Annotated in this window: 19 protein-coding genes; 5 read left to right on the top strand and 14 right to left on the bottom strand. The window is 73.5% G+C overall.

Annotated features, from left to right (window positions below):
• Positions 1-19 precede the first annotated feature (19 nt).
• Together nusA and rimP are read right to left on the bottom strand one after the other, a co-directional pair.
• Positions 20-1,060, bottom strand: coding sequence for a transcription termination factor NusA (gene nusA / locus ACFWEE_RS25595; RefSeq protein WP_386892477.1), 1,041 nt, complete (start codon positions 1,058-1,060; stop codon positions 20-22).
• A 2-nt stretch (positions 1,061-1,062) separates the two neighbouring features.
• Positions 1,063-1,569 carry a ribosome maturation factor RimP gene (gene rimP, locus ACFWEE_RS25590; RefSeq protein WP_386892476.1) on the bottom strand — a complete coding sequence of 169 codons (507 nt, stop codon included), beginning with the start codon at positions 1,567-1,569 and terminating at the stop codon, positions 1,063-1,065.
• A gap of 176 nt (positions 1,570-1,745) precedes the next feature.
• Here rimP and ACFWEE_RS25585 point away from each other — a divergent pair, with 176 nt between their 5' ends.
• From ACFWEE_RS25585 to ACFWEE_RS25575, 3 genes are read left to right on the top strand one after another with little or no spacing between them, the layout of a single operon-like run.
• Complete coding sequence (locus ACFWEE_RS25585; protein WP_386892475.1) at positions 1,746-2,351, top strand: hypothetical protein; 606 nt, start codon at positions 1,746-1,748, stop codon at positions 2,349-2,351.
• Positions 2,348-2,830: a ferritin-like domain-containing protein gene (locus tag ACFWEE_RS25580; RefSeq protein WP_386892474.1), complete on the top strand. Its 483-nt coding sequence runs from the start codon at positions 2,348-2,350 to the stop codon at positions 2,828-2,830. The genes ACFWEE_RS25585 and ACFWEE_RS25580 overlap by 4 nt, the downstream gene beginning before the upstream one ends.
• Before the next feature lie 41 nt (positions 2,831-2,871).
• Complete coding sequence (locus ACFWEE_RS25575; RefSeq protein WP_386892473.1) at positions 2,872-3,792, top strand: aminoglycoside phosphotransferase family protein; 921 nt, start codon at positions 2,872-2,874, stop codon at positions 3,790-3,792.
• 85 nt (positions 3,793-3,877) lie between these two features.
• Here the strand turns inward: ACFWEE_RS25575 and ACFWEE_RS25570 are convergent, their stop codons facing one another.
• The 12 genes from ACFWEE_RS25570 to ACFWEE_RS25515 form a co-directional block, all read right to left on the bottom strand.
• Positions 3,878-5,581, bottom strand: a complete 1,704-nt coding sequence (locus ACFWEE_RS25570) for a proline--tRNA ligase (protein ID WP_386892471.1) — start codon at positions 5,579-5,581, stop codon at positions 3,878-3,880.
• A 116-nt stretch (positions 5,582-5,697) separates the two neighbouring features.
• Positions 5,698-6,261, bottom strand: a complete 564-nt coding sequence (locus tag ACFWEE_RS25565; protein WP_386892470.1) for a GNAT family N-acetyltransferase — start codon at positions 6,259-6,261, stop codon at positions 5,698-5,700.
• A 27-nt stretch (positions 6,262-6,288) separates the two neighbouring features.
• On the bottom strand, positions 6,289-7,056 hold the full coding sequence (locus ACFWEE_RS25560) for a DUF1684 domain-containing protein (RefSeq protein ID WP_386892469.1): 768 nt from the start codon (positions 7,054-7,056) through the stop codon (positions 6,289-6,291).
• Between the two features lie 217 nt (positions 7,057-7,273).
• Positions 7,274-8,116: a GNAT family N-acetyltransferase gene (locus tag ACFWEE_RS25555; RefSeq protein ID WP_327180184.1), complete on the bottom strand. Its 843-nt coding sequence runs from the start codon at positions 8,114-8,116 to the stop codon at positions 7,274-7,276.
• Between the two features lie 201 nt (positions 8,117-8,317).
• Positions 8,318-9,472 (bottom strand): flavodoxin-dependent (E)-4-hydroxy-3-methylbut-2-enyl-diphosphate synthase, encoded by a 1,155-nt coding sequence (ispG, locus tag ACFWEE_RS25550; protein ID WP_386892467.1) that lies wholly within the window; start codon positions 9,470-9,472, stop codon positions 8,318-8,320.
• Positions 9,473-9,658: 186 nt separating this feature from the next.
• Entirely contained in the window at positions 9,659-10,969 is a 1,311-nt protein-coding gene (locus ACFWEE_RS25545; protein ID WP_386892465.1) for a M50 family metallopeptidase, read from the bottom strand.
• Positions 10,966-12,219 (bottom strand): 1-deoxy-D-xylulose-5-phosphate reductoisomerase, encoded by a 1,254-nt coding sequence (gene dxr, locus ACFWEE_RS25540; RefSeq protein WP_386892464.1) that lies wholly within the window; start codon positions 12,217-12,219, stop codon positions 10,966-10,968. Before dxr ends, ACFWEE_RS25545 begins: the two co-directional genes overlap by 4 nt.
• Positions 12,220-12,314: 95 nt before the next feature.
• Positions 12,315-13,562: a 3-phosphoshikimate 1-carboxyvinyltransferase gene (gene aroA / locus ACFWEE_RS25535; RefSeq protein WP_386892462.1), complete on the bottom strand. Its 1,248-nt coding sequence runs from the start codon at positions 13,560-13,562 to the stop codon at positions 12,315-12,317.
• A gap of 115 nt (positions 13,563-13,677) precedes the next feature.
• Positions 13,678-15,684, bottom strand: coding sequence for an acyl-CoA dehydrogenase family protein (locus ACFWEE_RS25530; protein WP_386892460.1), 2,007 nt, complete (start codon positions 15,682-15,684; stop codon positions 13,678-13,680).
• A 214-nt stretch (positions 15,685-15,898) separates the two neighbouring features.
• Positions 15,899-17,344 carry an aldehyde dehydrogenase family protein gene (locus ACFWEE_RS25525; protein WP_386892458.1) on the bottom strand — a complete coding sequence of 482 codons (1,446 nt, stop codon included), beginning with the start codon at positions 17,342-17,344 and terminating at the stop codon, positions 15,899-15,901.
• 228 nt (positions 17,345-17,572) lie between these two features.
• Positions 17,573-19,162 carry a PucR family transcriptional regulator gene (locus tag ACFWEE_RS25520; RefSeq protein ID WP_386892456.1) on the bottom strand — a complete coding sequence of 530 codons (1,590 nt, stop codon included), beginning with the start codon at positions 19,160-19,162 and terminating at the stop codon, positions 17,573-17,575.
• 239 nt (positions 19,163-19,401) lie between these two features.
• Positions 19,402-21,771 carry an ATP/GTP-binding protein gene (locus ACFWEE_RS25515; RefSeq protein ID WP_386892455.1) on the bottom strand — a complete coding sequence of 790 codons (2,370 nt, stop codon included), beginning with the start codon at positions 21,769-21,771 and terminating at the stop codon, positions 19,402-19,404.
• Between the two features lie 329 nt (positions 21,772-22,100).
• Between ACFWEE_RS25515 and gabT the strand changes: the two genes are divergently transcribed.
• Both gabT and ACFWEE_RS25505 read left to right on the top strand, forming a co-directional pair.
• Positions 22,101-23,441, top strand: a complete 1,341-nt coding sequence (gene gabT, locus ACFWEE_RS25510; protein WP_386892453.1) for a 4-aminobutyrate--2-oxoglutarate transaminase — start codon at positions 22,101-22,103, stop codon at positions 23,439-23,441.
• 391 nt (positions 23,442-23,832) lie between these two features.
• Positions 23,833-24,257, top strand: a 425-nt coding sequence (locus ACFWEE_RS25505; protein WP_386892451.1) for a phosphoesterase, incomplete at its 3' end; no start/stop codon positions are given.

Below are 24,257 nucleotides of genomic sequence, written 5' to 3'. Positions count from 1 at the left end.
GCCGGCGGCCGTACGTGTGTCAGCCGCGCTCCGAACGCTCCCGGGCGCGCTCGGCCCGCTCGCGGTCGGCGACGTCGCGCTCTTCGTCGGTCTCGGTGTCCGGGCGGATGTCGATGCGCCAGCCGGTGAGGCGTGCGGCCAGACGGGCGTTCTGCCCCTCCTTGCCGATCGCCAGCGAGAGCTGGTAGTCGGGCACGGTCACCCGGGCGGAGCGGGCGCCGAGGTCGACGATCTCGACCTTGCTCACCCGTGCGGGGGACAGCGCGTTGGCGACCATCTCGGCCGGGTCGTCGGACCAGTCCACGATGTCGATCTTCTCGCCGTGCAGCTCGGCCATGACGTTGCGGACACGGCCGCCCATCGGGCCGATGCAGGCGCCCTTGGGGTTGAGCCCGGACCGGGTGGAGCGGACCGCGATCTTGGTGCGGTGGCCGGCCTCGCGGGCGATGGCGCAGATCTCGACGGAACCGTCGGCGATCTCCGGGACCTCCAGCGCGAAGAGCTTCTTCACCAGGTTGGGGTGGGTGCGCGACAGCGTCACGGACGGGCCGCGGACCCCCTTGGCCACCCGGACGACGTAGGTGCGCAGCCGCAGGCCGTGGGTGTACTCCTCGCCCGGCACCTGCTCCTGCACCGGCAGGATCGCTTCGAGCTTGCCGATGTCGACGAGGACGTTGCGCGGGTCCTTGCCCTGCTGGACCACACCGGTGACGACGTCGCCCTCGTGTCCGGCGTACTCGCCGAAGGTCCGGTCGTCCTCGGCGTCGCGCAGCCGCTGCAGGATGACCTGCTTGGCGGTGGTCGCCGCGATGCGGCCGAAGCCGGACGGGGTGTCGTCGAACTCCTTGGCCTCCTGGCCTTCCTCCAGGTCGGCCGGGTCCTCCGTCGCCCAGACGGTCACGTGGCCGTTGCGGTCCAGCTCCACGCGCGCCCGGCGGAAGCTGCCGTCCGTGCGGTGGTACGCGATGAGGAGGGCCGACTCGATCGCCCCGACGAGCACGTCGAACGGGATTCCCTTGTCCTGCGCCAAGCCCCTCAGAAGCTTCACATCGATGTCCACGGCTACGCCTCCTCTTCCTTCTTGTCCTTGCGGTTGAATTCGATCTCCACGCGCGCCCTGTCGATCTCGGCGAAGGCGATCCGGCGCGAGGTGGGCTTGCGGCCCTTGACGCCCGGGACCTCCAGGTCGAGGCCCTCGTCGTCGACCTCCAGCACGCGGGCGATCAGCTCGTCGGCGCCCGCCTCGGCGGTCAGCTTGAACTTGACCAGCCGGCCGGTGGCGCGGACGTAGTGGCGGTGCTCGGTCAACGGGCGGTCGGCGCCCGGCGAGCTCACTTCCAGGACGTACTCGTCCTCGCCCATCGCGTCGGTCTCGTCGAGCTTCTCGGAGAGGGAGCGACTGAGCTCCGCGCAGGTGTCGAGTTCGACGCCGTCGTCCGCATCGACGACGATCCGCAGCACACGGCGGCGGCCGGCCCGGGACACCTCGATCTCTTCGAGGTCGAGCTGTACGGCGGCGACGAGCGGTTCGAGCAGCCCGCGCAGCCTCTCGCTCTGGTTGGTGCTCATCCGGGTGACTCCTCGGCCGCGTCTGCTGTTGTGGGGATCGTCGTGCGTCAGGACAAAGGGTATCCGGTCGCGGGGGGTGTTGCCGTCCTCAGGCCGCCCGCACGCGGGTACGCTCGCCAACGGTGATCACTTCAGGTCAGATCCTGTCAGGACTTGTTCAAGCCCGAAGGAGAAAAGTGCGGCCCACGGGGACGACGCGCAGGGGGGCACTCACCGCCGCCGGAGCGCTCGTGGCGGGAACGGTACTGGCGGGCTGCGACGGCGGGGAACCGTCCGCGGAGCGGGCCGGGGCGGCCCGGGCCGCCCGGACGAGCCCCGAACAGAGACTGCGGACGGCCTCCGTGCGGACCAGCGCCGCGCTGCTCGCCGGGTACGACCGGGTCGCCGCCGCCCATCCCGCGACCGAAGCCGGTCTCGCCCCGCTGCGGGCCGAGGTGCGGCAGCACACCGAGGCGCTCGCCGAGGGCACCGCGACGGCGTCGCCCCGTCCTTCGGCCCCGGCCACGACCGGCCCGGCGGCCACGGCCTCCGCGACCGCCCCGGCCACGACCGAGGCGGTCGGGAGCACCGCCGGCCCCTCCGGCCCGCCGGCCCCGGCCGGTGACGCGCGCACCGCGCTGACGGAGCTGGCGGCCGAGGCCCGGCGGGCGGGCGACGCCCACACCGCCTCGCTGCTGGACGCGGAACCGGAACTGTCCCGGCTGCTGGCGTCGGTCGCCGCCGCCTGTGGCGTGCACGCGTACCTGCTCACCGAACTGGCCAAGGAGGCCCCGGCATCATGACCGCCCAGGCACTGACGGCGGCGCAGGCCGCCCTGGCGGCCGAGCACGCGGCCGTCTACGGCTACGGCGTGGTCGGCGCGCGGACCTCCGGCGGCAGCCGCTCCGAGGCGACGAGCGCCTACCACGCGCACCGGGCCCGCCGTGACGCGCTGACACGGGCGGTGCGGGACCTGGGCGGCGAACCGGTGGTGGCGGACGCCGCGTACGCTCTGCCGTTCGCGGTCCACGACGGTGCGGCGGCGCTCCGGCTCGCGGCCGTCCTGGAGGACGGCGTCGCGGGTGCCTGCGCCGACCTCGTACGGGCCACGGAGGGCACGGACCGGCGGGACGCGGCGCTCGCGCTGCGGGAGGCCGCCGTGCGCGCGGCCCGCTGGCGGGGCTCCGGCGTAGCCTTTCCGGGGCTCGCGGAGCGGGCCGGCCGGGCGGGGACCGCGTCCCCCTCCCCCCTGGAGGCCGCCGGCGCCGCCGGGACGCACTGAATCGGGTCACTGAACCGGCCTCGGAAAGGTACAAGGCAGGTATGGGTTTCGAACCGCCGCAGCGTCTGGCGCGAGCGCTGGAGGAGCAGTACGGGAAGGCCGCTGCCGACGCCTGGCTGGGCTCGCTCGGCGCGCGCGTGGAGGCGGAGCTCTCGGCCGGCGGCCGGGCCCTGACCGTCGACCGGGTGGCCGCCCCCGGCGGGCGTACCAGTGTGGTCCTGCTGGTACGCCGGGCGGACGGCACTCCGGCCGCGCTGAAGATCGCCCCGCCCGGGGCGGCGCCGGACGCCGAGCGGGCCGCGCTGGCCCACTGGAACGGCTGGGGCTCGGTACGTCTCCTGGAACCGGCCGACGCCGTGACGCCCGGCGGCGGGATGCTCCTCGAACGCCTGCACCCGGAGGTGTCGCTGCGTTCGCTGCCGGAGGCCAAGGCGCTGCTGGAGGCGGCGGGCACGGTGCGCAGGCTCTGGGTGGAGCCGCCCGGGGGGCACGCGTTCGAGACGGTCGCGGAGCGGACCGGGCGGCGGACCGGCGCGATGCGCGCGTTCGCCGAAGCCGATCCCGAGCTGGCGCCCCTGGTGGAAGCGGCGCTGGCGGTCCGCGAGGAGCTGGTCGCGGACCCGGCCGAGGCGCTGCTGCTGCACGGCAACTTCCGGCAGAGCAAGGTGCTGTCGGGCGAGCGGGCTCCCTGGCTGACGGTCGGGTCCGAGCCGCTGGTGGGCGAGCGCGCCTACGACCTGGCGCGGCTGGTGCGGGACCGGGTGGAGGACCTGATCGCCTCGCCGGGCGGGCCCGCGACGGCCCGGCGCCGGGTGCGGAAGCTGGCGGACTCGCTGGAGGTCGGCCAGGAGCGGCTGCACGGCTGGACCCTCTTCCGGGCGGTGGAGTCGGGCACCCGGGCGCTGGCCGAGGGGCGGCGGCAGACGGGCGAGCTGTCGCTGGAGTTCGCCGGGTGGCTCTGACCAGCGCTCCCCGCTCTTGACGGAGGAACCCCCCGCGCATCCGTTGCGCGGGGGGTTCCTCCGTACGGGAAGGAGGACCGGCGGATCAGCCCAGGTCGGCGGCGATGCGGGCGATCGCCTCGTCGACGGTGAGCTCCTCGCGCTCTCCGGTGCGGCGGTCCTTGAGCTCGACCACGCCCTCGGCGGAGCGGCGGCCGGCGACGAGGATGGTCGGCACACCGATCAGCTCGGCGTCGGTGAACTTCACACCCGGGGAGACACCGGCGCGGTCGTCGACCAGCACCCGGGCGCCCGCGGCCTTCAGCTTCTCGGAGACCTCCAGGGCCAGCTCGGTCTGGAGCGCCTTGCCGGCGGCGACGACGTGCACGTCGGCCGGGGCGATCTCGCGGGGCCAGCACAGGCCCTTGTCGTCGGCGGTCTGCTCGGCGAGGGCGGCCACCGCGCGGGAGACACCGATGCCGTAGGAGCCCATCGTGACGCGGACCGGCTTGCCCTGCTGGCCGAGGACGTCGAGGGAGAAGATGTCGGCGTACTTGCGGCCGAGCTGGAAGATGTGCCCGATCTCGATGGCGCGGTCCACCTGGAGGCCGGTGCCGCACTTCGGGCAGGGGTCGCCCGCCTCGACGACGACGACGTCGAGGTAGTCGTCCACCTCGAAGTCGCGGCCCGCGACGACGTTCTTCGCGTGCTTGCCGTCCTTGTTGGCGCCGGTGATCCAGGAGGTGCCGGCGGCGACGCGGGGGTCGGCGATGTAGCGGACCTTCTCCAGGCCCTGCGGGCCGACGTAGCCGCGCACCAGGTCGGGGCGGCCCACGAAGTCCTCGGCGGTGACGAGCTCGACCACGGCGGGGGCGAGGTGCTCGCCGAGCTTGCCGAGGTCGACCTCGCGGTCGCCGGGGACGCCCACGGCGACGATCTCGCCGTCGACCTTGACCAGGAGGTTCTTCAGGGTGGCGGAGGCCGGGACGCCGAGGTGGGCGGCGAGCGTCTCGATGGTCGGGGTGTCGGGGGTGTCCAGCTCCTCGACCGGGCCGTGCGCCGAGCCGTCGACGGCGGTGGCCTTGAAGGTCACGGCCTCGGTGTTGGCGGCGTAGTCGCAGTTCGGGCAGTCGACGAAGGTGTCCTCGCCGGCGGGCGCGGGAGCGAGGAACTCCTCGGAGGCGGAGCCGCCCATGGCGCCGGAGACGGCGGAGACGATGCGGTGGTCGAGGCCGAGGCGCTCGAAGATCCGGATGTACGCGGCGCGGTGCAGCTGGTACGCCTCGGCCAGGCCCTCGTCGGTGGTGTCGAAGGAGTACGAGTCCTTCATCTGGAACTCGCGACCGCGCAGCACACCGGCGCGGGGACGGGCCTCGTCGCGGTACTTGGTCTGGATCTGGTAGAGGATCACGGGCAGGTCCTTGTAGGACGAGCACATGTCCTTGACGACCTGGGTGAAGATCTCCTCGTGGGTGGGGCCGAGGAGGTAGTCGGCGCCCTTGCGGTCCTTGAGGCGGAAGAGCAGGTCGCCGTACTCGTCGTACCGGCCGCTCGCCTCGTACGCCTCCTTGGGCAGCAGCGCGGGGAGCAGCACCTCCTGGCCGCCGATGGCGTCCATCTCCTCGCGGACGACGCGGGTGATGTTCTCCAGGACCTTCTTGCCCAGCGGCAGCCAGGACCAGATACCGGCGGCGGTGCGGCGGACGTAACCGGCCCGGACGAGCAGCTTGTGGTTCAGCGTCTCGGCGTCCGCCGGGTCGTCGCGCAGTGTCTTGATCATCAATCGGGACATGCGCTGGACCTGGGCCATGATGAACTCCTGCTCGACTGTGTCTTCCGGGGGGACGCCCCCGGACCCCCGAAGGTGATGGGGCCGAGATTAGCCGGGTCGCCCGCGCGGGCGGAAATCCGTTCAGGTTCCGCGGTTCAGATTCCGCGGCGCAGCGGAAGCGGGGCTCCCATCACCGCGTACGGCAGCGGAGCGCTGGGGAAGACGACCCGGCGGGCGAGGTCGCGGTAGCCGAGGGCGCGGTAGAGACCCCGTGCGGGACTGTCGGTGTCGATCGCCGACAGGATGGAGCGCGGCTCGGCGGCGGAGTCGGTCAGCCCGGTGATGAGGGCACGTCCGATGCCGCGCTGCTGGAAGTCGGGGTGGACGTGGAGTTCGGTGATGACGAAGGAGTCGTCGAGCCACTCCTCGGTCCCGGCCGCGCGGAGGTAGGGCTCGACCACCCCCGACCACCAGTGGGAGCGGTCGTTGGGCAGCCCGTAGACGAAGCCGAGCAGCCGTCCCGAGGGGGCGGTGGCGCCCAGCGCGCGGGCGCCGGGGAGGGTGAGGTGGCGCAGCACGATCTGGCGGCGCACGGCGACCTCGCCGGGGCCGAGTCCGAAGGCGAGGGCCTGCACCTGGAGCGCCTCGTCCACGCGGGCGGCGAGGTCGAGCGGCCCGATCAGGGGTGGTTCGCTGAGGTCTCCGGGAAAGTGCGGCATGGCACGGGAGACTACTCCGGCCGGGTCTCAGTGCGCCGGGGTGCCGGGATCCTTGCTGACGGGAAGCTTCTCGCCGGCCTCCACGGGCAGGTGGAAACGGTTCTGCCGGGGCGGCATCGGGCAGTTGTACTGGTCGGAGAAGCCGCAGGGCGGCACGAAGGCGCGGTTGAAGTCGAGGGTGACCCGGTCGCTTCCGGCCTCGTGCGGGACGAAGAGGAAGCGTCCGGCGCCGTAGGTGGAGTCGCCGTTGGTGGGGTCGCCGAAGACCAGCAGCAGGGTGCCGTCGTCGTCGAAGGCGCTCAGGGTGTACGGGGTGCCGTCCACGGTGAGGGTGATGTCGCCGGGGACGACCAGGTCGCGGGTGCCGCCGTTGTCGCGGATGTGCTCGAACGCGACCTTGCGGGCGCCTTCGACGGGGGTGTAGGCGGCGTCGAGCACCCAGGCGGGGTCGTACGGGAAGGTGTCGATCCGCTCGAAGGAGTGGATCGCGGGGGCCTCGGCGTCCCAGAAGCGCAGGAAGTGTTCGGGGGCCCCGCTGACCGGTTCGGTCCGCTCGACGACCGTGACCGTGACGCTGTCGGGCCGTCCCGCACCGGCCGCGACGGGGTCGGGCACCTCTCCGGGGCCGAGCGGGCGGGTCTCCACCAGGGCGAGGTTGCCGGTGGGGGCGGTGACGGAGGCGCGGCGCTCCTCGCGCCACGCCTCCCAGGCCGTACGGGCGTCCACCCCCGCCGGGGCAGCGGCGGCGACGAGCGGGGCGGCGTGGTCGTCGGCGGGGGGCGCGGTCTCGGTCATCGGCGTACTCATTCGCGTCGGAGGGCGGCGCGTCCCGGACGTGCGGGTCCGCGGCCCTCAGCGGTCCCCCTGCCGACTATAGGCCGACTCGGCGACAGCCACCCGGCCCGGGCGCCGTCCGGCCGGGGCGGGCGGCGGAGCCGTACCGCGTGGTCCCCTTACCGCGTGGTCCCCGTGGCGCGTGGTCCCCGTGGCGACGAGGACCCGGGGTGGCCCGTCAGAACAGGACGCTCATGAAGGCCCCGGTCTCCCGGAAGCCGACCCGGCTGTAGGCCCTGCGGGCCGCGGTGTTGAAGTCGTTCACGTACAGGCTGACCAGCGGGGCCACGTCGGCGAGCGCGTGGTTGAGCACGGCGGACATCCCCGTCTCGGAGAGGCGGCGGCCACGGAACTCCGGGGCGACCCAGACCCCCTGGATCTGGCAGGCCCGGTCGGTCGCGGCGCCGATCTCGGCCTTGAAGACGACCTTGCCGTCGTCGATGCGGGCGAACGAGCGGCCCGCGCCGATGAGTTCGGCGACCCGCGCCTGGTAGAGCAGTCCGCCGTCGCCGGCGAGCGGGGAGACCCCGACCTCCTCGGTGAACATCGCCACGCAGGCGGGCAGGATCACGTCCATCTCGTCCTTGCGGATCCGGCGGACGTACGGGTCGGGGTCGACGGTGGTGGAGGGGCGGTCGGTGACCATCAGCGGCTGGTTGGCGCGGACCTCGCGGGCGGGTCCCCAGCCGGGTTCGAGCAGGCGCCACAGCAGGGCGGTGGATTCGACCGGCCCGACGATGGAGGAGCAGCGGCGCCCGGCCCTGCGGGCGCGGTCCGCGAAGGCGCGTACGGCCTCGGGTCCCGCGCAGATGGGGACGAGGTTGGCGCCGGAGTAGCAGAGCGAGCGGAGCATCCCGTCCGCGTACCAGCCCCACATCTCGCCGCCCAGCCGCCATGGGTCGAGCCCGGCGATCTGGACACGGGAGGTCACAAAAGCATTGGCCACGGGATCGCTCTCCAGAATGGCCAGAGCGGCGCCGAGGTCACTGGGTTCGAGGACCCGGGTGGTGGTGTGCGTCAACACGAGGGGGCCTCACCATACGGTCTGCTGATTTCCGCACTGTACCCAACAAGGCTGTGGGGCGCCGCCCGCATCCGCGGTCCGGGCAGTGCACCGCACGGAGCCGGCCGCGGGAACGACGCCGCGCCCCGCCCGGACGGTGTCGTCCTGGCGGGGCGCGGAAGGTCCCGGGGCCGGTCACGGCCCGGCGCGGTCCGGTCGTCAGCTGACGGCGACCTGCGGCTCGCCCGAGGCGATGCCGTCCTTCTCCATCTGCTCGGCGATCTTCAGCGCCTCTTCGATGAGGGTCTCGACGATCTTCGACTCGGGGACGGTCTTGATGATCTCGCCCTTCACGAAGATCTGGCCCTTGCCATTGCCGGAGGCGACCCCGAGGTCGGCCTCGCGGGCCTCGCCCGGACCGTTCACGACGCAGCCCATGACGGCGACGCGCAGCGGCACCTCCATGCCTTCGAGCCCGGCGCTGACCTGGTCCGCGAGCTTGTACACGTCGACCTGGGCGCGACCGCAGGACGGGCAGGAGACGATCTCCAGGCGGCGCTGCTTGAGGTTGAGGGACTCCAGGATCTGGAGGCCGACCTTGACCTCCTCGGCCGGCGGGGCCGAGAGCGAGACGCGGATGGTGTCGCCGATGCCCTCGGAGAGCAGCGCGCCGAAGGCGACGGCGGACTTGATGGTGCCCTGGAACGCCGGACCGGCCTCGGTGACGCCGAGGTGCAGCGGGTAGTCGCACGCGGCGGCCAGCTGGCGGTAGGCGTTGACCATGACGACCGGGTCGTTGTGCTTGACCGAGATCTTGATGTCGCGGAAGCCGTGCTCCTCGAAGAGGGACGCCTCCCAGAGGGCGGACTCCACCAGGGCCTCGGGGGTGGCCTTGCCGTACTTCTTCAGCAGCCGGGCGTCGAGGGAACCGGCGTTCACGCCGATCCGGATCGGGGTGCCGGCCGCGCTCGCGGCCTTCGCGATCTCCTTGACCTTGTCGTCGAACTGCTTGATGTTGCCCGGGTTCACCCGGACCGCGGCGCAGCCCGCGTCGATGGCGGCGAAGACGTACTTGGGCTGGAAGTGGATGTCGGCGATGACCGGGATCTGGGACTTCTTGGCGATGGTGGCCAGGGCGTCGGCGTCGTCCTGCGTCGGGCACGCGACGCGCACGATCTGGCAGCCGGACGCGGTCAGCTCGGCGATCTGCTGGAGCGTCGCGCCGATGTCCGAGGTGCGCGTCGTCGTCATCGACTGCACCGAGATGGGCGCGTCCCCGCCGACGGCCACCGACCCGACCTGGATCTGGCGGCTGACGCGTCGGTCGGCGAGCTTGGTCGGAACGGACGGCATTCCGAGAGAAATCGCAGTCATGCGCTGAGCATCCCCAAGGTGTGGATCGAGGCCCGGAAATCGGCGGGCTACAGCTTTCGAGGTTACGGCACGGGAGGTCGGGCGGGCGCATCCCCCGGGTCAAAACACCAGCGGGCGCCCGTCGGCGGTGCGGCCGGGCACCACGTGGGGGCCCGGCCGCCACTCCTGGGACGGCCGGGACCGGGGTCAGGTGATCTTGACCGGGTTCACGATGTCGGCGACGAGCACCAGGAGGGTGAAGCAGATGAAGATTCCGGCCACCACGTAGGCGACCGGCATGAGCTTCGCCACGTCGAACGGGCCGGGGTCGGGCCGCTTGAAGAGCTTGGCGACGTTGCGGCGCAGCGCCTCCCAGAGGGCCCCCGCGATGTGTCCGCCGTCCAGGGGCAGCAGCGGCAGCATGTTGAAGAGGAAGAGCGAGAGGTTGAAGCCGGCCAGCAGGAACAGCATCATCGCGATCTGGTTCTGCGCGGGGACGTCGAGGGTCATCACCTCGCCGCCGATCCGGGCGGCTCCGACCACGCCCACCGGCGAGTCGTCGGCACGCTCGCCGCCGTCGAAGGCGGCGTTCCACAGGCCGGGGATCTTGGAGGGCAGCGCGATGATCGAGTCGACGCCGTTCTCGATCATGTCGCCCATCCGCACGACGGAGTCGCCGAAGGAGAGCGGCACGATCTCGCTCTTGGCGGCGAAGCCGAGGTAGCCCGCCTCCTCCCACTTGCCCGCGACCGCCTCGCCCTTGTCGTCCTTCTTCACCACGACGTTCTTCGCCAGCACCGCGTGGAGGGTGACCTCCTGGCCGCCCCGCCGGACGGTGATGTCGGCGGGGCCGATGGTCTGCCGGATGAGGTCGGAGAGCTTGTCCCAGTCGTCGACCTTCGCGCCGTCGAAGGCGACGATCTTGTCGCCCTCGTGCAGTCCGGCGGCGAGGGCCGGGGAGACCGGGTCACTGGTCTTGCACTTCTCGCGCTTCTCGCTCTGCTCGATGACGCACTTCTGGACCCCGGCCACCTCGGTGGTCTGGGTCTGGAAGCCGAAGGTCATGGCGACGCCGAGGAAGATCGCGACGGCCAGCACCAGGTTCATGAACGGGCCGGCGAACATCACGATGACGCGCTTCCACGGCTTGCGCGTGTAGAAGAGGCGGGTCTCGTCGCCGGGTTCGAGCTCCTCGAAGGCGGCGGATCTGGCGTCCTCGATCATGCTGCGCCAGGGCGAGGTGGAGCGCGCCTCGATCCTGCCGTCCGGGCCGGGCGGGAACATGCCGATCATGCGGATGTAGCCGCCGGCCGGGATGGCCTTGAAGCCGTACTCCGTGTCGCCCTTCTTGCGCGACCAGATGGTGGGGCCGAAGCCGACCATGTACTGCGGGACCCGGATGCCGAAGAGCTTGGCGGTGGAGAGGTGGCCGAGCTCGTGCCAGGCGATCGAGAACAGCAGCCCCACGACGAAGACGGCGATCCCCAGGACCGTCAGCAGGATCGTGCTCAGACTCATGCGTGCGCCTCCGCCGTCGACTTCGCCGAGAGTTCACGGGCCCGGGCGCGCGCCCAGGTCTCCGCTTCCAGGACGTCCGCGACCGTCAGTGAAGTTCCCGGGGCGGGGGTGCCGTGCTCGGCCACCACCGCGGTGACGGTGTCCATGATGCCGTTGAAGGGGAGCGCGCCGGACAGGAACGCGTCGACGCACTCCTCGTTGGCGGCGTTGAAGACGGCCGGTGCGGTGCCGCCCAGCGCGCCCACGTGCCGGGCGAGGCCGACGGAGGGGAAGGCCTCGGTGTCCAGCGGGAAGAACTCCCAGGTGGAGGCCTTGGTCCAGTCGAAGGCCGGGGCGGCGTCGGGGACGCGCCGGGGCCAGCCGAGGCCGACGGCGATGGGCCCCCGCATGTCGGGCGGGGTGGCCTGGGCGAGCGTGGAGCCGTCGGTGAACTCGACCATGGAGTGCACGTAGGACTGCGGGTGGACGACGACCTCGATGCGCTCGAAGGGGATGTCGTAGAGCAGGTGCGCCTCGATGACCTCCAGCCCCTTGTTGACGAGGGTCGCCGAGTTGATCGTGATGACCGGGCCCATCGCCCAGGTGGGGTGGGCGAGCGCCTGCTCCCGGGTGACGTGGGCCAGTTCGCTCCGGGTACGTCCCCGGAACGGGCCGCCTGACGCGGTGACGACGAGCTTCGCCACGTCGGCGCGGGTCCCCGCGGCGATGGCCTGGAAGAGCGCGGCGTGCTCGGAGTCGACCGGGATGATCTGGCCGGGCGCGGCCAGCGCCTTGACCAGGGGGCCGCCGACGATGAGCGACTCCTTGTTGGCCAGGGCGAGGGTGCGGCCCGCCTTCAGCGCGGCCAGCGTGGGCGCGAGGCCGATGGAGCCGGTGATGCCGTTGAGCACGGTGTGGCACGGGCTCGCGGCGAGGGTGGCGGCGGCGTCGGGGCCGGCCAGGATCTCGGGGAGCGGCTCCCCCGTGCCGTACTCCGCGCGCAGCGCCTCGCGCAGGGCGGGTACGGCGTCCTCGGCGGCGACGGCGACCGTGTCCACCCCGAGCCGGCGTGCCTGGGCGGCGAGCAGGGCGACCCGCCCGCCCGCCGCCGAGAGCGCGGTGACCCGGAAGCGGTCGGGGTTGCGCAGCACCAGGTCGATGGCCTGGGTTCCGATGGACCCGGTGGAGCCGAGGATCACGAGGTCCCGGCGGCCTTCCGTCGCGTCGTGGACGAGATGCGGATCGGCGAGGGGGGCAGGGCTGTCGGTCATGCCCCCATTGTTGCCGCTCCCGCTGTGCGCGAGGACAGGGCGTCCCGGTCGCACTGTTCCGAATCCCGGCCCCGGCCTCCCGGCGGCCCTGCCGCCTACCGCTCCAGGACCGGCAGGCCCTTGGCGAACTGTGCGAACACCTGGTGGAAGTCCGGGAAGGTCTTGCGTACGCAGCCCGGGTCGTCGTACGTGGTGCCGGGGTTGCGCAGCGCGGCGACGGCGAAGGACATGACGATGCGGTGGTCGCCGTGGGTGGTGATCTCGACGGGGCGCGGGGTCCCGGGGTGGATCTCGATCCAGTCGGGTCCGGTGTGCACGGTGACGCCCATGGCGCGGAGGTTCTCCGCGCACGCCTCCAGCCGGTCGCACTCCTTGACCCGGGTGTTGGCCACGTCCTCGATCCGGACCGGCCCGTCGGCGTACGGGGCGAGGGCGGCGAGCGTCGGCATGGTGTCGGAGATGTCGCGCATGTTGACGGTGACGCCGCGCAGGGTGCCGTCGGAGCGGACCGTGGTGGCGCCCTCCGTGATCGTCACGTCGGCGCCCATCCGCCGCAGCACGTCGACGAAGCGCAGGTCGCCCTGGAGGGCGCCGGTGCCGAGGCCGGGGACGGTGACCTCGCCGCCGGTGAGGGCGGCGGCGGCGAAGAAGTAACTGGCCGTGGAGGCGTCCGGCTCGACGGCGTACGTGGTGGCGCGGTAGCCGCCGGGCGGCACGGTGAAGGTGTTCCCCTCCCGGGCGACGTCGACCCCGAAGTCCCGCATCATCGCGAGCGTGATCTCGATGTACGGCGCCGAGACCAGCTCGGTGACGTCGATCGTCAGGCCGGTGGCCGTCAGCGGACCGAGCATCAGCAGGGCGGTGAGGTACTGCGAGGACTCCCCCGCGTCCAGGGTGATCCGGCCGCCCTCGATGCCGGCGGCGTGCACCCGCAGCGGGTGGTGGCCGTCCGCCTCGTCGTGGCGCAGGTCGACGCCGAGGGTGCGCAGCGCCCGGCTGAGCGGGGCGAGCGGGCGGCGCCGCATCTGCGCGGAGGCGTCGAAGCGGTACGTGCCCGAGGGCGCGGCGGAGACGAGGGTGGGCAGGAAGCGGGCGGTGGTCGCGCCGTCGCGGCAGTAGACGTCGGCGTCGGTGACGCCGGGGCCGGACGGGCGGCCCTCGACGTGCCAGCGGTCCTGCTCCTTCGTGACCGCGTAGCCGAGGCGGGTGAGGCCCTCGGCGAACCCTTCGGTGTCGTCCGAACGGAGCGGGTGGAGGAGGGCGGTGGTGCCGTCCGCAGCCGCGGCGAGGAACAGGGCGCGGGCGGTGACGGACTTGGAGCCGGGAATCTGGATGACGGTCACGGCGGGTCATTTTGCCGTGTCCGCGCGCGGCGGGCGGGGCGCGTCCAGCGGGTGGACGCGCCCCGGGTCCGGTGGGCCACCGGACCCGGGGCGGCAGGGCGTCGGGCGGCCGGGATCAGCGGTACGGGCGGCGGGCGTTCTCGCCCCGGGCCGGGCCGGGGGTGGCGTCCGCGATCCACGGGCCGTCCCCGCTGGGGTCGATGACCCCCTCCTCCAGCCAGGTGTACGCGCCCGCGAGGACCCGGTCGACCACCCGCCGGTCCAGGTCGTCGGTGTTGGCCCAGAGGCGCCCGAAGAGCTCCTCGGTCCTGAGCCTGGCCTGCCGGCAGAAGGCGTCGGCGAGCTGGTAGGCCTCGCGGCCGTGCTCGCCCCGGCCGCGCAGGAGCTCGGCGCGGACGCAGGCGGCGCTCATCGCGAAGAGTTCGGCGCCGATGTCGACGGTCCGGCCCAGGAACCCCTGCTTGGTCTCCATCCGGCCCTGCCAGCGCGACATCGCGTAGAAGGTGGAGCGGGCCAGCCGGCGGGCGGCGCGTTCGGCGTACCGCAGGTGGTGGGAGAGGTCGGGGTGCCCGGCGGGCCGGAACTCCGCGTACGAACGGGGCAGCTGGCCGGGTCCGGCGACCAGCTTCGGCAGCCAGCGGGCGTAGAACCCGGCCGCCGACGCGCCCGCCCTGGCCTTGTCGGCGAGCGGCTTCTCCGGGTCGATGAGGTCGCCGGCCACCTTGAGGTGGGCGTCGACCGCCTCACGGGCGATCAGCAGGTGCATGATCTCGGTCGATCCCTCGAAGATCCGGTTGATCCGCATGTCGCGGAGCATCTGCTCGGCGGGGACGGCCCGTTCGCCGCGGGCGGCGAGCGAGTCGGCGGTCTCGAAGCCGCGACCGCCGCGGATCTGCACCAGTTCGTCGGCGATCCGCCAGCCCATCTCGGAGCCGTACAGCTTGGCGAGCGCGGCCTCGATCCGGATGTCGTTGCGGTCCTCGTCGGCCATCTGGGAGGCGAGGTCGACCACCGCCTCCAGTGCGAAGGTGGTGGCGGCGATGAAGGAGATCTTCGCGCCGACCGCCTCGTGCCGGGCGACGGGCCTGCCCCACTGCTCGCGGACGGCCGACCACTCGCGGGCGATCTTCAGCGACCATTTGCCGACCCCGACGCACATGGCCGGCAGCGAGAGCCGGCCGGTGTTGAGCGTGGTCAGCGCGATCTTGAGCCCGGCGCCCTCGGGTCCGATGCGGTGGGCGGCGGGCACCCGCACCCCGTGGAAGCGGGTGACGCCGTTCTCGATCCCCCGCAGCCCCATGAACGCGTTGCGGTGCTCCACGGTGATGCCCGGCGAGTCGGCCTCCACCACGAACGCCGTGATGCCGCCCGCGTGGTCCGGGCCCTCGGGCACCCGGGCCATGACGACCAGCAGGTCGGCGACGACCCCGTTGGTGGTCCAGAGCTTCACGCCGTCCAGCACGTAGTCGTCGCCGTCCGGTACGGCGGTGGTGGCGAGCCGGGCCGGGTCGGAGCCGACGTCGGGCTCGGTGAGCAGGAACGCCGAGATGTCGGTACGGGCGAGCCGGGGCAGGAAGGTGTCCTTCTGCTCCTGGGTGCCGAACATCTTCAGCGGCTGCGGTACGCCGATCGACTGGTGGGCCGAGAGCAGCGCGCCGATCGCGGGGCTGGCCGAGCCCGCCAGCGCGAGGGCCCGGTTGTAGTAGACCTGGGTGAGGCCGAGGCCGCCGTACTTCGGGTCGATCTTCATGCCGAGCGCGCCGAGCTTCTTCAGTCCGGCGATCACCTCGTCGGGGATGCGCGCCTCGCGTTCGATGAGGGCGCCGTCGACGTGGGCGACGCAGAACGCGCGCAGCCGGGCGAGGAACTCCTCGCCCCGCCGGACGTCCTCACCCGCCGGCAGCGGGTGCGGGTGGATCAGGTCGAGGCGGAGCCGTCCGAGGAAGAGCTCCTTGGCGAAGCTGGGCCGGTGCCAGTCCTGCTCGCGCGCGTCCTCGGCGACCCGGCGCGCCTCGCGCTCGGTCACCCTCGCCTGCGGGGGGCGCGTGCGGGGAGCGGCGTCGGAGGTTCTGGCCGCCTCGGGGCGTTCGGGAAGGTCCTGCGGGACCTGCGGTGCGGACATGGGGGTTCACCTCTCCGCGGGGCGGATCGGGGGACGGCCTGACGGCGGGTGACCGGCTCCGCGCCCGCGGGGTTGCGGCCGGTGGCACACGTCCGTATCTACCCGATTCGTCCCATCGCCACCACCGCAGCGGCGGGCACCCCGAGCCGCGTACACCACGGCCGGAGCCCCCGCGGAGTGGGGCTCCGGCCGTGGTGAGGCGCGGGTGGACCGCCTACAGGGCGAGGCCCGTCAGGACCAGGACGCGCTCGTAGGTGTAGTCGTCCATCGCGAAGCGGACGCCCTCGCGGCCGACGCCGGACTGCTTGGCACCGCCGTACGGCATCTGGTCGGCGCGGTAGGAGGGGACGTCGCCGATGATCACGCCGCCGACCTCCAGGGCGCGGTGGGCGCGGAAGGCGGTCTGCAGGTCGTGGGTGAAGACACCTGCCTGGAGGCCGTACTTGGAGGAGTTGACGGCCGCGAACGCCTCCGCCTCGCCGTCCACCTTCTGGATCGACATGACCGGCCCGAAGACCTCCTCGCGGGCGAGGGTGGCCGAGTCCGGAAGGCCCGCGAGGACGGTCGGCGCGTAGGTGGCGCCGTCGCGCTTGCCGCCGGTGAGGAGCTGGGCGCCCGCGGCGACGGCCTCGTCGACCCAGGACTCGACGCGCTTGGCCGCGTCCTCGCTGACGAGCGGGCCGACGTCGGTGGCGTCGTCGGAGGGGTCGCCGGTGACCAGGGCCTCGGTGGCGGCGACGATCTTCGGGACGAGGCGGTCGTGGAGCGAGGCGTCGACGATGACCCGCTGCACCGAGATGCAGGACTGGCCGCCCTGGTAGTTGGAGAAGGTCGCGATGCGGCTCGCGGCCCAGTCCAGGTCCTCCTCGGAGGCGTAGTCGCCGAGGACCACGGCCGCGCCGTTGCCGCCGAGCTCCAGGGTGCAGTGCTTGCGCGGCACCGACTCCATGATCGAGTAGCCGACCGGGCCGGAGCCGGTGAAGGAGATCACCGGCAGCCGCTCGTCCTGGACCAGGGCGGGCATCCGGTCGTTCGGGACCGTCAGCACGGACCAGGAACCGGCCGGCAGGTCGGTCTCGGCCAGCAGCTCACCGAGGATCAGCGAGGAGATCGGGGTGGCCGGGGCGGGCTTGAGGATGATCGGGGCGCCGACGGCGATGGCCGGGGCGACCTTGTGGGCGCTCAGGTTGAGCGGGAAGTTGAACGGCGCGATACCGAGGACCGTGCCGCGCGGGAAGCGGCGGGTGAGGCCGAGGCGGCCGGTGCCGCCCGCGTCGGTGTCCAGGCGCTGGGAGTCGCCGCCGTTGTACCGGCGGGCCTCCTCGGCGGCGAACCGGAAGACGGAGACGGCGCGGCCGACCTCGCCGCGGGCCCACTTGATCGGCTTGCCGTTCTCGGCGGAGATCAGCAGGGCGATCTCCTCGGTGCGCTCCACGAGGCGGCGTACGACGTGGTCGAGCGCGGCGACCCGGACGTGCGCGGGGGTCGCGGCGAACTCCTCGCGGACGGCGTGCGCGGCGGCGACGGCCTCCTCGATCTGCGCGTCGGTCGGCACGCTGACGGTACCGACGAGCCGGCCGTCCCACGGGTTGGTGACGGCGAAGCTGTCCTCGCCGGTGGCCTGACGGCCGGCCAGCCAGAAGGCGTGGGTGGAAGTCATGGAGGTCCGGCCCTTCGGAAGTCGTGCGGTGCGTGTGATGCCCGTCGCGTGACGTGCGGGATGGTGGGGCGGCTGCCCGTCGTCGCGGTACCGCCGGACACCACCCGCCCCACCGTAGGGCGGAGCCCGGCCCACGAGGCTTGTCCGTGATGGAGCAGGCGGCACGGACGGGGCGCCGAATTGTCGAAGGCGGGGTGACCGGGCACCCGGGCCGCCCCGCCGCGCCCCTCACTCCTCCGCCGTCGGCGAGGACGTCGCCTTCAGGGCCAGCCAGAGTTCCATCCGGGCGTCCGGGTCGTCGAGCGAGCGCCCGAGGATCTCCTCCACCCGCCGCATCCGGTACCGCAGGGTGTGCCGGTGCACCCCGAGGTCGGCGGCGGCGGCGTCCCACTGGCCGTGCCGGGAGAGCCAGGCGCGCAGCGACGCCACCAGGTCGCCCCGGCCCTTGGCGTCGTGCTCGCGCAGGGCGCGGAGCATGCCGTCCGCGAAGGCGCGCACCGCGTCGTCCGCGAGGAGCGGCAGCACCGACCCGGCCGCCAGCTCCTCGTGCTCCACGAGGGCTCTGCCCCGGCGGCGGGCGACCGAGAGCGCCTGTTCGGCCTGCTTGTAGGCGGCGGACACCGCTATCGGCCCGGCGGGGGCGGAGAGCCCCACCACGATCTGCGCCCCCTCCGCGCCCGTGTCCCGCGCCGGCCGAGCGTCCTGCGCCTGCGCGTACGCGGTGCACGCGGCGACCGCCGCGCCCCCGTCCACGGCCAGCACCACGAGGCGCTCCCCCTCGGGGACCGCGAGGAGCGGTTCGCCGGACCGGGTGGCCGCCGTGTCCAGGGCCTCGGCGAGAGCCTCCGCCACCGCGGTGCCGGTCGTCCCCGACGGAGCCGCCGGTTCCGCGATCAGCAGCCGGAACGGGGCGTCGAACAGCGCGCCCCAGAGGTCCCCCGCGACGGCCCGCGCGTGGTCGGACTCCCCGGAGAGCAGCATCCGCAGCACCGCGGCGCCCAGACGCTGTTCGGCGCCGTGCAGGGCGCGCGAGCGGGCCGTGGTCAGGGTGAGCAGGGCGACGGCCGAGTTGACGGCGTACCGTTCGGCGGTGCCCAGGGCGGCGCCCGTACCGACGGCGAGGACACCCCGGGCCCGGCGGCCGGTGCCCAGGGTCTGGAGTTCGACCCGGTCCTCGGCGGAGCCCACGACGGCGCTCGACGGCGCGGGCCGCTCCCGGAGCCGGGCCGCGTCGGGGGTGAGCCGGGCGGCGCGGCGGGCGGCCCACTCGGGTGCCACCGCGACGACCGCGCCGGAGGTGTCGTAGAGGGCGGCCCAGCCGTCGACGTGCGCGGCGAGCCGGGTCAGCAGCGGGGCGGGCCCTTCGGAGGTGAGCGCGGCCCTGGTCAGTTCCCGCTGCGCCTCGAACCCGGCGGTGACCGCCCGGTACTGGTCGGCCGCGATGGCGGCGGAGACCGCCTTGCTGATGGCGATGAACGGAGTCGGCCGGGGCACCTCCAGGAGCGGCATCCCCGCCTCTTCGGCCGCGTCCACGAGGGCCGCGGGGACCTCCTCGTGCACGACGCCCACGGCGAAGCCGAGTCCGGCGACCCCGGCGGCGGTCAGCCGCCGCACGTAGCGGCGCATCTCCTCCGGGTTCCCGGCGTCGAGGCTGGCGGCGGTGACGAGCAGCAGCTCGCCGCCCTCCATGTACGGCACGGGGTCGGCGAGCTCACTGGCGTGGGCCCAGCGCACCGGGGTGTCGAGCCGGTCCGCCGCCGCGCGGACGCGGAGTTTGAGGGCCGAGTTCTGGACGAGGGAAGCGAGCGTGGGGGGCATGGAACGAAACCCTCGGGGTCGAGTGGGTCGAGTCGGGCCGGGCCGTCGGAAACCGGCTCGGGTCGCCGGTGCCGCACTGCGCCGTCCTGTACGAACGGCCACCTCCGATTCTGCCAGGGCGGAGCAATCGCCACGCCGCCCCGGCCGAACCGCTCGCGGCGCCCGGCCCACCCCGCCCCACCCGTTCCCGGGCGCCCCACCCCCGCCTCACCCACGCCCGGGTCACCCACCCGCTCGGCTCACCCGCCGAGCTCGACCAGGAGCGGCGAGGTGTGCTCGCCCGCGACGTTCGTCAGCGAGACCACCGCGTGGCCGGCCGGCACCGCGTACGCCAGCTCGGAGGCCGACCACCGCTCCCGCTCGACCCGGCGCACGGTCACCGCGTCGCGGGTCACCGCCTTCCCGGTCACCAGCTTGCGCAGCGCGTGCAGGGCGCGGGTGAAGCTCTGGTCGGCGAAGACGGCGTGCTGGGCGACCTCACGGGTCTCCATCCACTCCTTGCCCCACGCCTCCGAGAAGCGCTTCCCGTCCCAGGTGGTGACCCCGGCGAACGCCATGCTGCACCCGACCGCGCCCAGCAGCGCGGTGTGCAGCCGCTCGGGTACGTCGTCGACGGTCCGCAGGGTGAGCAGCACGCCCGCGTTCACCGAGCGGAGCCGGCGGATGCCGCGCACCGTCTCGTCGGTGACGGCCCGCGTCGCGTCGTCCAGGACCAGACCGAGGAAGAGCGTGCGGTCCGGGCGGGCGGCGGCGACGGCGGTGAACTGGGCGAGCACCAGCCGGGCGAGGAGCCGGGACGCCTCGGCATGCGCGCGTTCGGGCAGGTCGATCCGGACCCGCAGCGGCAGCTGCTCCATCGACCGCAGGGAGAACGGCGCGGCGTCGGCGCCGGTGGCGAAGGAGGCGGCGAGCGCGGGCCGGTCGAGCAGGGCGAGCCGGTCCGCCAGGACCGGGCCGGGGTCGCCGGGGCCGCCGGACTGCCGGGCTCGGGCGTCGAGCTCCCGGAGCATCGCGCGGTGACCGCCGGCTTCCGCGGCCTCCCGCAGCCCGGCGAGCGCGGCCGGGTGGCCGTCGAGGAGTTCCCGCAGCTCCGGCACGGACGGGAAGGCTCCGTGCACCGCCCGGTACGGGCCGAGCAGCTGGGCCAGCACCGTGACGGCGCGGCGCACGTCGATGTTCTCCACGTCCCCGGCGAGCCCCTCGGCGAGCACCGCCGCCGCCTCGTCGGGGTCGGTGGTGCCGCCGTACAGGTCGAGGCCGTGGGTGGCGCCCTGTCCGCCGATCCGCACGACGACGTCGTAGAGGTCGTCCGGCCCGAGGTCGGTGCCACCTCCGCCCACGGCGAGGACGGCGGCCCGCCCGGCGAGCGCCTGGAGGGCGAGGCATTCGACGACCGGCCGTACCAGCCGGGCCGACTTGCCGCTGCCGGGCGGCCCGACCGCCAGCAGCGAGGTGCCGAGCAGGGCGGGTTCCAGTGCGACGCCGGAGCCGCGCCGGACGTACGGGTTGTGCGGGTCGGCGGAGCAGCGGCCGATGCGCACCTGGCCGGTGAGCAGGTCGTGGGCGACGGTCCGGGCGGGCAGGTCGCGGCGGCCGGAGGGGTGCAGGAAGGCGGCGCCGCCCCGGCGCAGCACGGACTCGGTGAACGAGGGGACGGCCTCGGGCCGTTGCCGTGCCACGGTCCAGGCCTGCCGGAGCCGGGCGCAGTCCACGTCGTTCATCCGCCCGGCGCGGACCTCCGCGGTGAGCGTCTCGGCGGCCTCGGTCTGCCCGGCCGCCCGGAGCTCGGGCCAGCGGGCCAAAGACCGCTCGGGGTCGACCGCGCCGGGTCCGTCCGCCGCGCCGTCCGCCGAGGCGGCGGACTTCCCGCGGCCGGTCAGCAGGGAGCGCCACCCGCCGAGGACGGCGAAGGGAGCGAGCACGGCGAGGGTGATGGCCGTATAGAGGGAGTAGGTCGTGGCCTGGCTTTCGAGGATCTCCCTGTCGGTGACCGCGACCACGACGAGGAGTACGGGCTTCGCCACCGGCACCGATTGCTTCCACACCAGGAGCTCCGCGAACCCGGCGAGCCCCAGCGCGGTCACCGCCCGGAACGGCTGCCCGCGCTCGGCGACGTACCGGCGGAAGACCTCGGACCAGTTGCCCAGTCGGCCGCAGCCGTAGAGGAGGAGGCCGAAGAGGATGCCCTCGTACACGCTGATGGCGTCGCGGCCCTCGATGGTGGCGGGGCTGTTGGTGCCCGCGTACCACCAGTCGCCCGGGGTGAACACCCGCAGGGGCACCAGGCGGTACGGGAGGTAGCCGTTGCGCCAGAGCGACCAGACGAGGATCCCGGCGAGTACGGAGATCAGGGCGCCGGTCAGCAGCTGGCGGCCCTCGGCCTCCTCGGACTTCTCGGGCGGCGGGGGCCGGTGGCCGTACCGCCACACGCCCGGTTCCTCGGCCGGGCGCGGGGCGCTCAGCCAGGCGTCGAGGGACGGCACCGCCGAGGGTGCGGTGCGGGGACGGGGCGGGACGGAGGGCGGCGGCGCGGCGGGGGGCGGCCCCACGGGGTGCGGTACCCGCCCCGACCGCGTGTCCCGAGCACCGTACGTGCCGTCGTTCTCCATGAACCGTTCCCCCTGACCAGCCAGGTCCGTCCGCTGCCCCGGCCAATCTAGTGGGCGGGGGCGGGGAGTTCAGCAAAGGCGCCCGGATGGTGGGCACCGCCGTACGGGTTTCCCGGAGCGGGCCGGCCGGGGCGTCGGGCCGGAAGACCGGACGGCGGCTCCTGTCCTTCCCTTCCTCCCCGCCCTCGTTCTGTCCGTCACGGACAAGGACACGCCTCCACCACTACCGATCGGAGCATGACCGGTCCCCCGCCGCGCCCCTAGCCTGCAGACAGGAGACGCGTCCGCGCGCACCACCCCCCGTCCGCACCACCCCCCAGGAGCCATCCATGTCCGCAATCCCGCAGGAGCGCCGCGTCGTCACCGCGATCCCCGGCCCGAAGTCGGTGGAGCTGCAGGCCCGCCGCGTCGCCGCGGTCGCCGCAGGCGTGGGCTCCACGCTGCCCGTCTTCACCGCGCGCGCCGGTGGCGGGATCATCGAGGACGTGGACGGCAACCGTCTGATCGACTTCGGCTCCGGCATCGCCGTGACGTCGGTGGGCGCCTCCGCCGAGGCCGTCGTGCGCCGCGCCTCCGCGCAGCTCGCCGACTTCACCCACACCTGCTTCATGGTGACGCCGTACGAGGGGTACGTGGAGGTCTGCGAGCAGCTCGCCGAGCTCACCCCGGGCGACCACGCCAAGAAGTCCGCGCTCTTCAACTCGGGCGCCGAGGCCGTCGAGAACGCGGTGAAGATCGCCCGCGCCTACACCAAGCGCACCGCGGTCGTCGTCTTCGACCACGGCTACCACGGCCGGACGAACCTCACGATGGCGCTGACGGCGAAGAACATGCCGTACAAGCAGGGCTTCGGCCCGTTCGCCCCCGAGGTCTACCGCGTCCCGGTGGCGTACGGCTACCGCTGGCCGACCGGCGCCGAGAACGCCGGCGCCGAGGCGTCCGCGCAGGCCATCGACGAGATCACCAAGCAGATCGGCGCGGAGAACGTCGCGGCGATCATCATCGAGCCGGTGCTCGGCGAGGGCGGCTTCATCGAGCCGGCCAAGGGCTTCCTGCCGGCCATCGCGCAGTTCGCCAAGGACAACGGGATCGTCTTCGTCGCCGACGAGATCCAGTCCGGCTTCTGCCGCACCGGCCAGTGGTTCGCCTGTGAGGACGAGGGCATCGTCCCGGACCTGATCACCACCGCCAAGGGCATCGCGGGCGGTCTGCCGCTGTCCGCCGTGACGGGCCGCGCCGAGATCATGGACGCGGCGCACGCGGGCGGCCTCGGCGGAACGTACGGCGGCAACCCGGTCGCGTGTGCCGGTGCGCTCGGCGCGATCGAGACGATGCGCGAGCTGGACCTGAACGGGAAGGCCAAGCGCATCGAGGAGGTCATGAAGGACCGCCTCTCCGCCATGCGGGACAAGCTGCCGAACGGCGACATCATCGGGGACATCCGCGGGCGCGGCGCCATGATCGCGATCGAGCTGGTGAAGTCCGGTTCCAAGGAGCCGGACGCCGAGGCCGCGGGCAAGCTGGCGAAGGCCTGCCACGCCGAGGGCCTGCTGGTGCTGACCTGCGGCACCTACGGCAACGTGCTGCGCTTCCTGCCGCCGCTGGTCATCGGCGAGGACCTGCTGAACGAGGGCCTCGACATCATCGAACAGTCCTTCGCGACTGTCTGATCCGTGCGAACGCGAATCCCCTGCGAAGAGGCCCTTCCAGGGGATTCGCGGCATCGGAGTGAGGGCCTGTGAAGAACGTGTGCGGGGGCGATGGCGGGATCACGTGGCGTCTGTCCCCGGGGCGCTCGCTGCCGTACGGTTTCGGCAGATGAGAGAAACACCCCGTCCACGGGAAACCGCGGACAGCATCGGGCCGGAGCTTCCCCGGCACCTGTCCGGTGGCGCCTTGGCGCGCACCACTGGAGCCTCCGGCTCCGGAACTCCTCACCGATCGGACGGCCGCCCGCCCCACACCCCCCGGGGCGCGCGGCGGACCGATCCGGCCGGCCGTCCCGGAACAACCCCCCCTGTTCCCCGGCGGCCGGCCCTCCTCTTCTCCTGGGTCGGCCTGATGGCGGCCCTCTTCGCTCTGACCACCTGGCAGGTGGTGGCCGCCGGCCCGTTGCTCCGGCTCGACGAACGCGTCGGCAAGGACCTCATCGGCCACGGCCCCGCCGGGGTCGCCCAGGTCTTCTCCGATCTCGGCGGGATGCCGGTCGCCCTGCCGGTCCTCGCGGTCGCGCTGCTGTACGCGCTGCGGCGCGGCGCCCGGGGCACCGTGCTGATCGCGGCGCTGACCATGGTGGCGGTGCCGCTCGTGGTGGTGCCGATGAAGGTGTGGACCGACCGCCAGGGGCCGCTGGTTCCCTACACCGGCTACTACCCGTCCGGCCACACGGCGACCGCCGCGGTGGCGTACGGGGCGTCGGCGCTGCTCCTGACGGCGTACACCCCGCGACGCTGGATGGCGCCCGTCGCCGCCGCCCTGCTGACGGC

Source organism: Streptomyces sp. NPDC060184 (genome assembly GCF_042728795.1).
GTDB lineage: Bacteria > Actinomycetota > Actinomycetes > Streptomycetales > Streptomycetaceae > Streptomyces.
The sequence above is the reverse complement of the archived record's forward strand: the minus strand, read 5'-3'. Positions and strand labels throughout refer to the sequence as shown.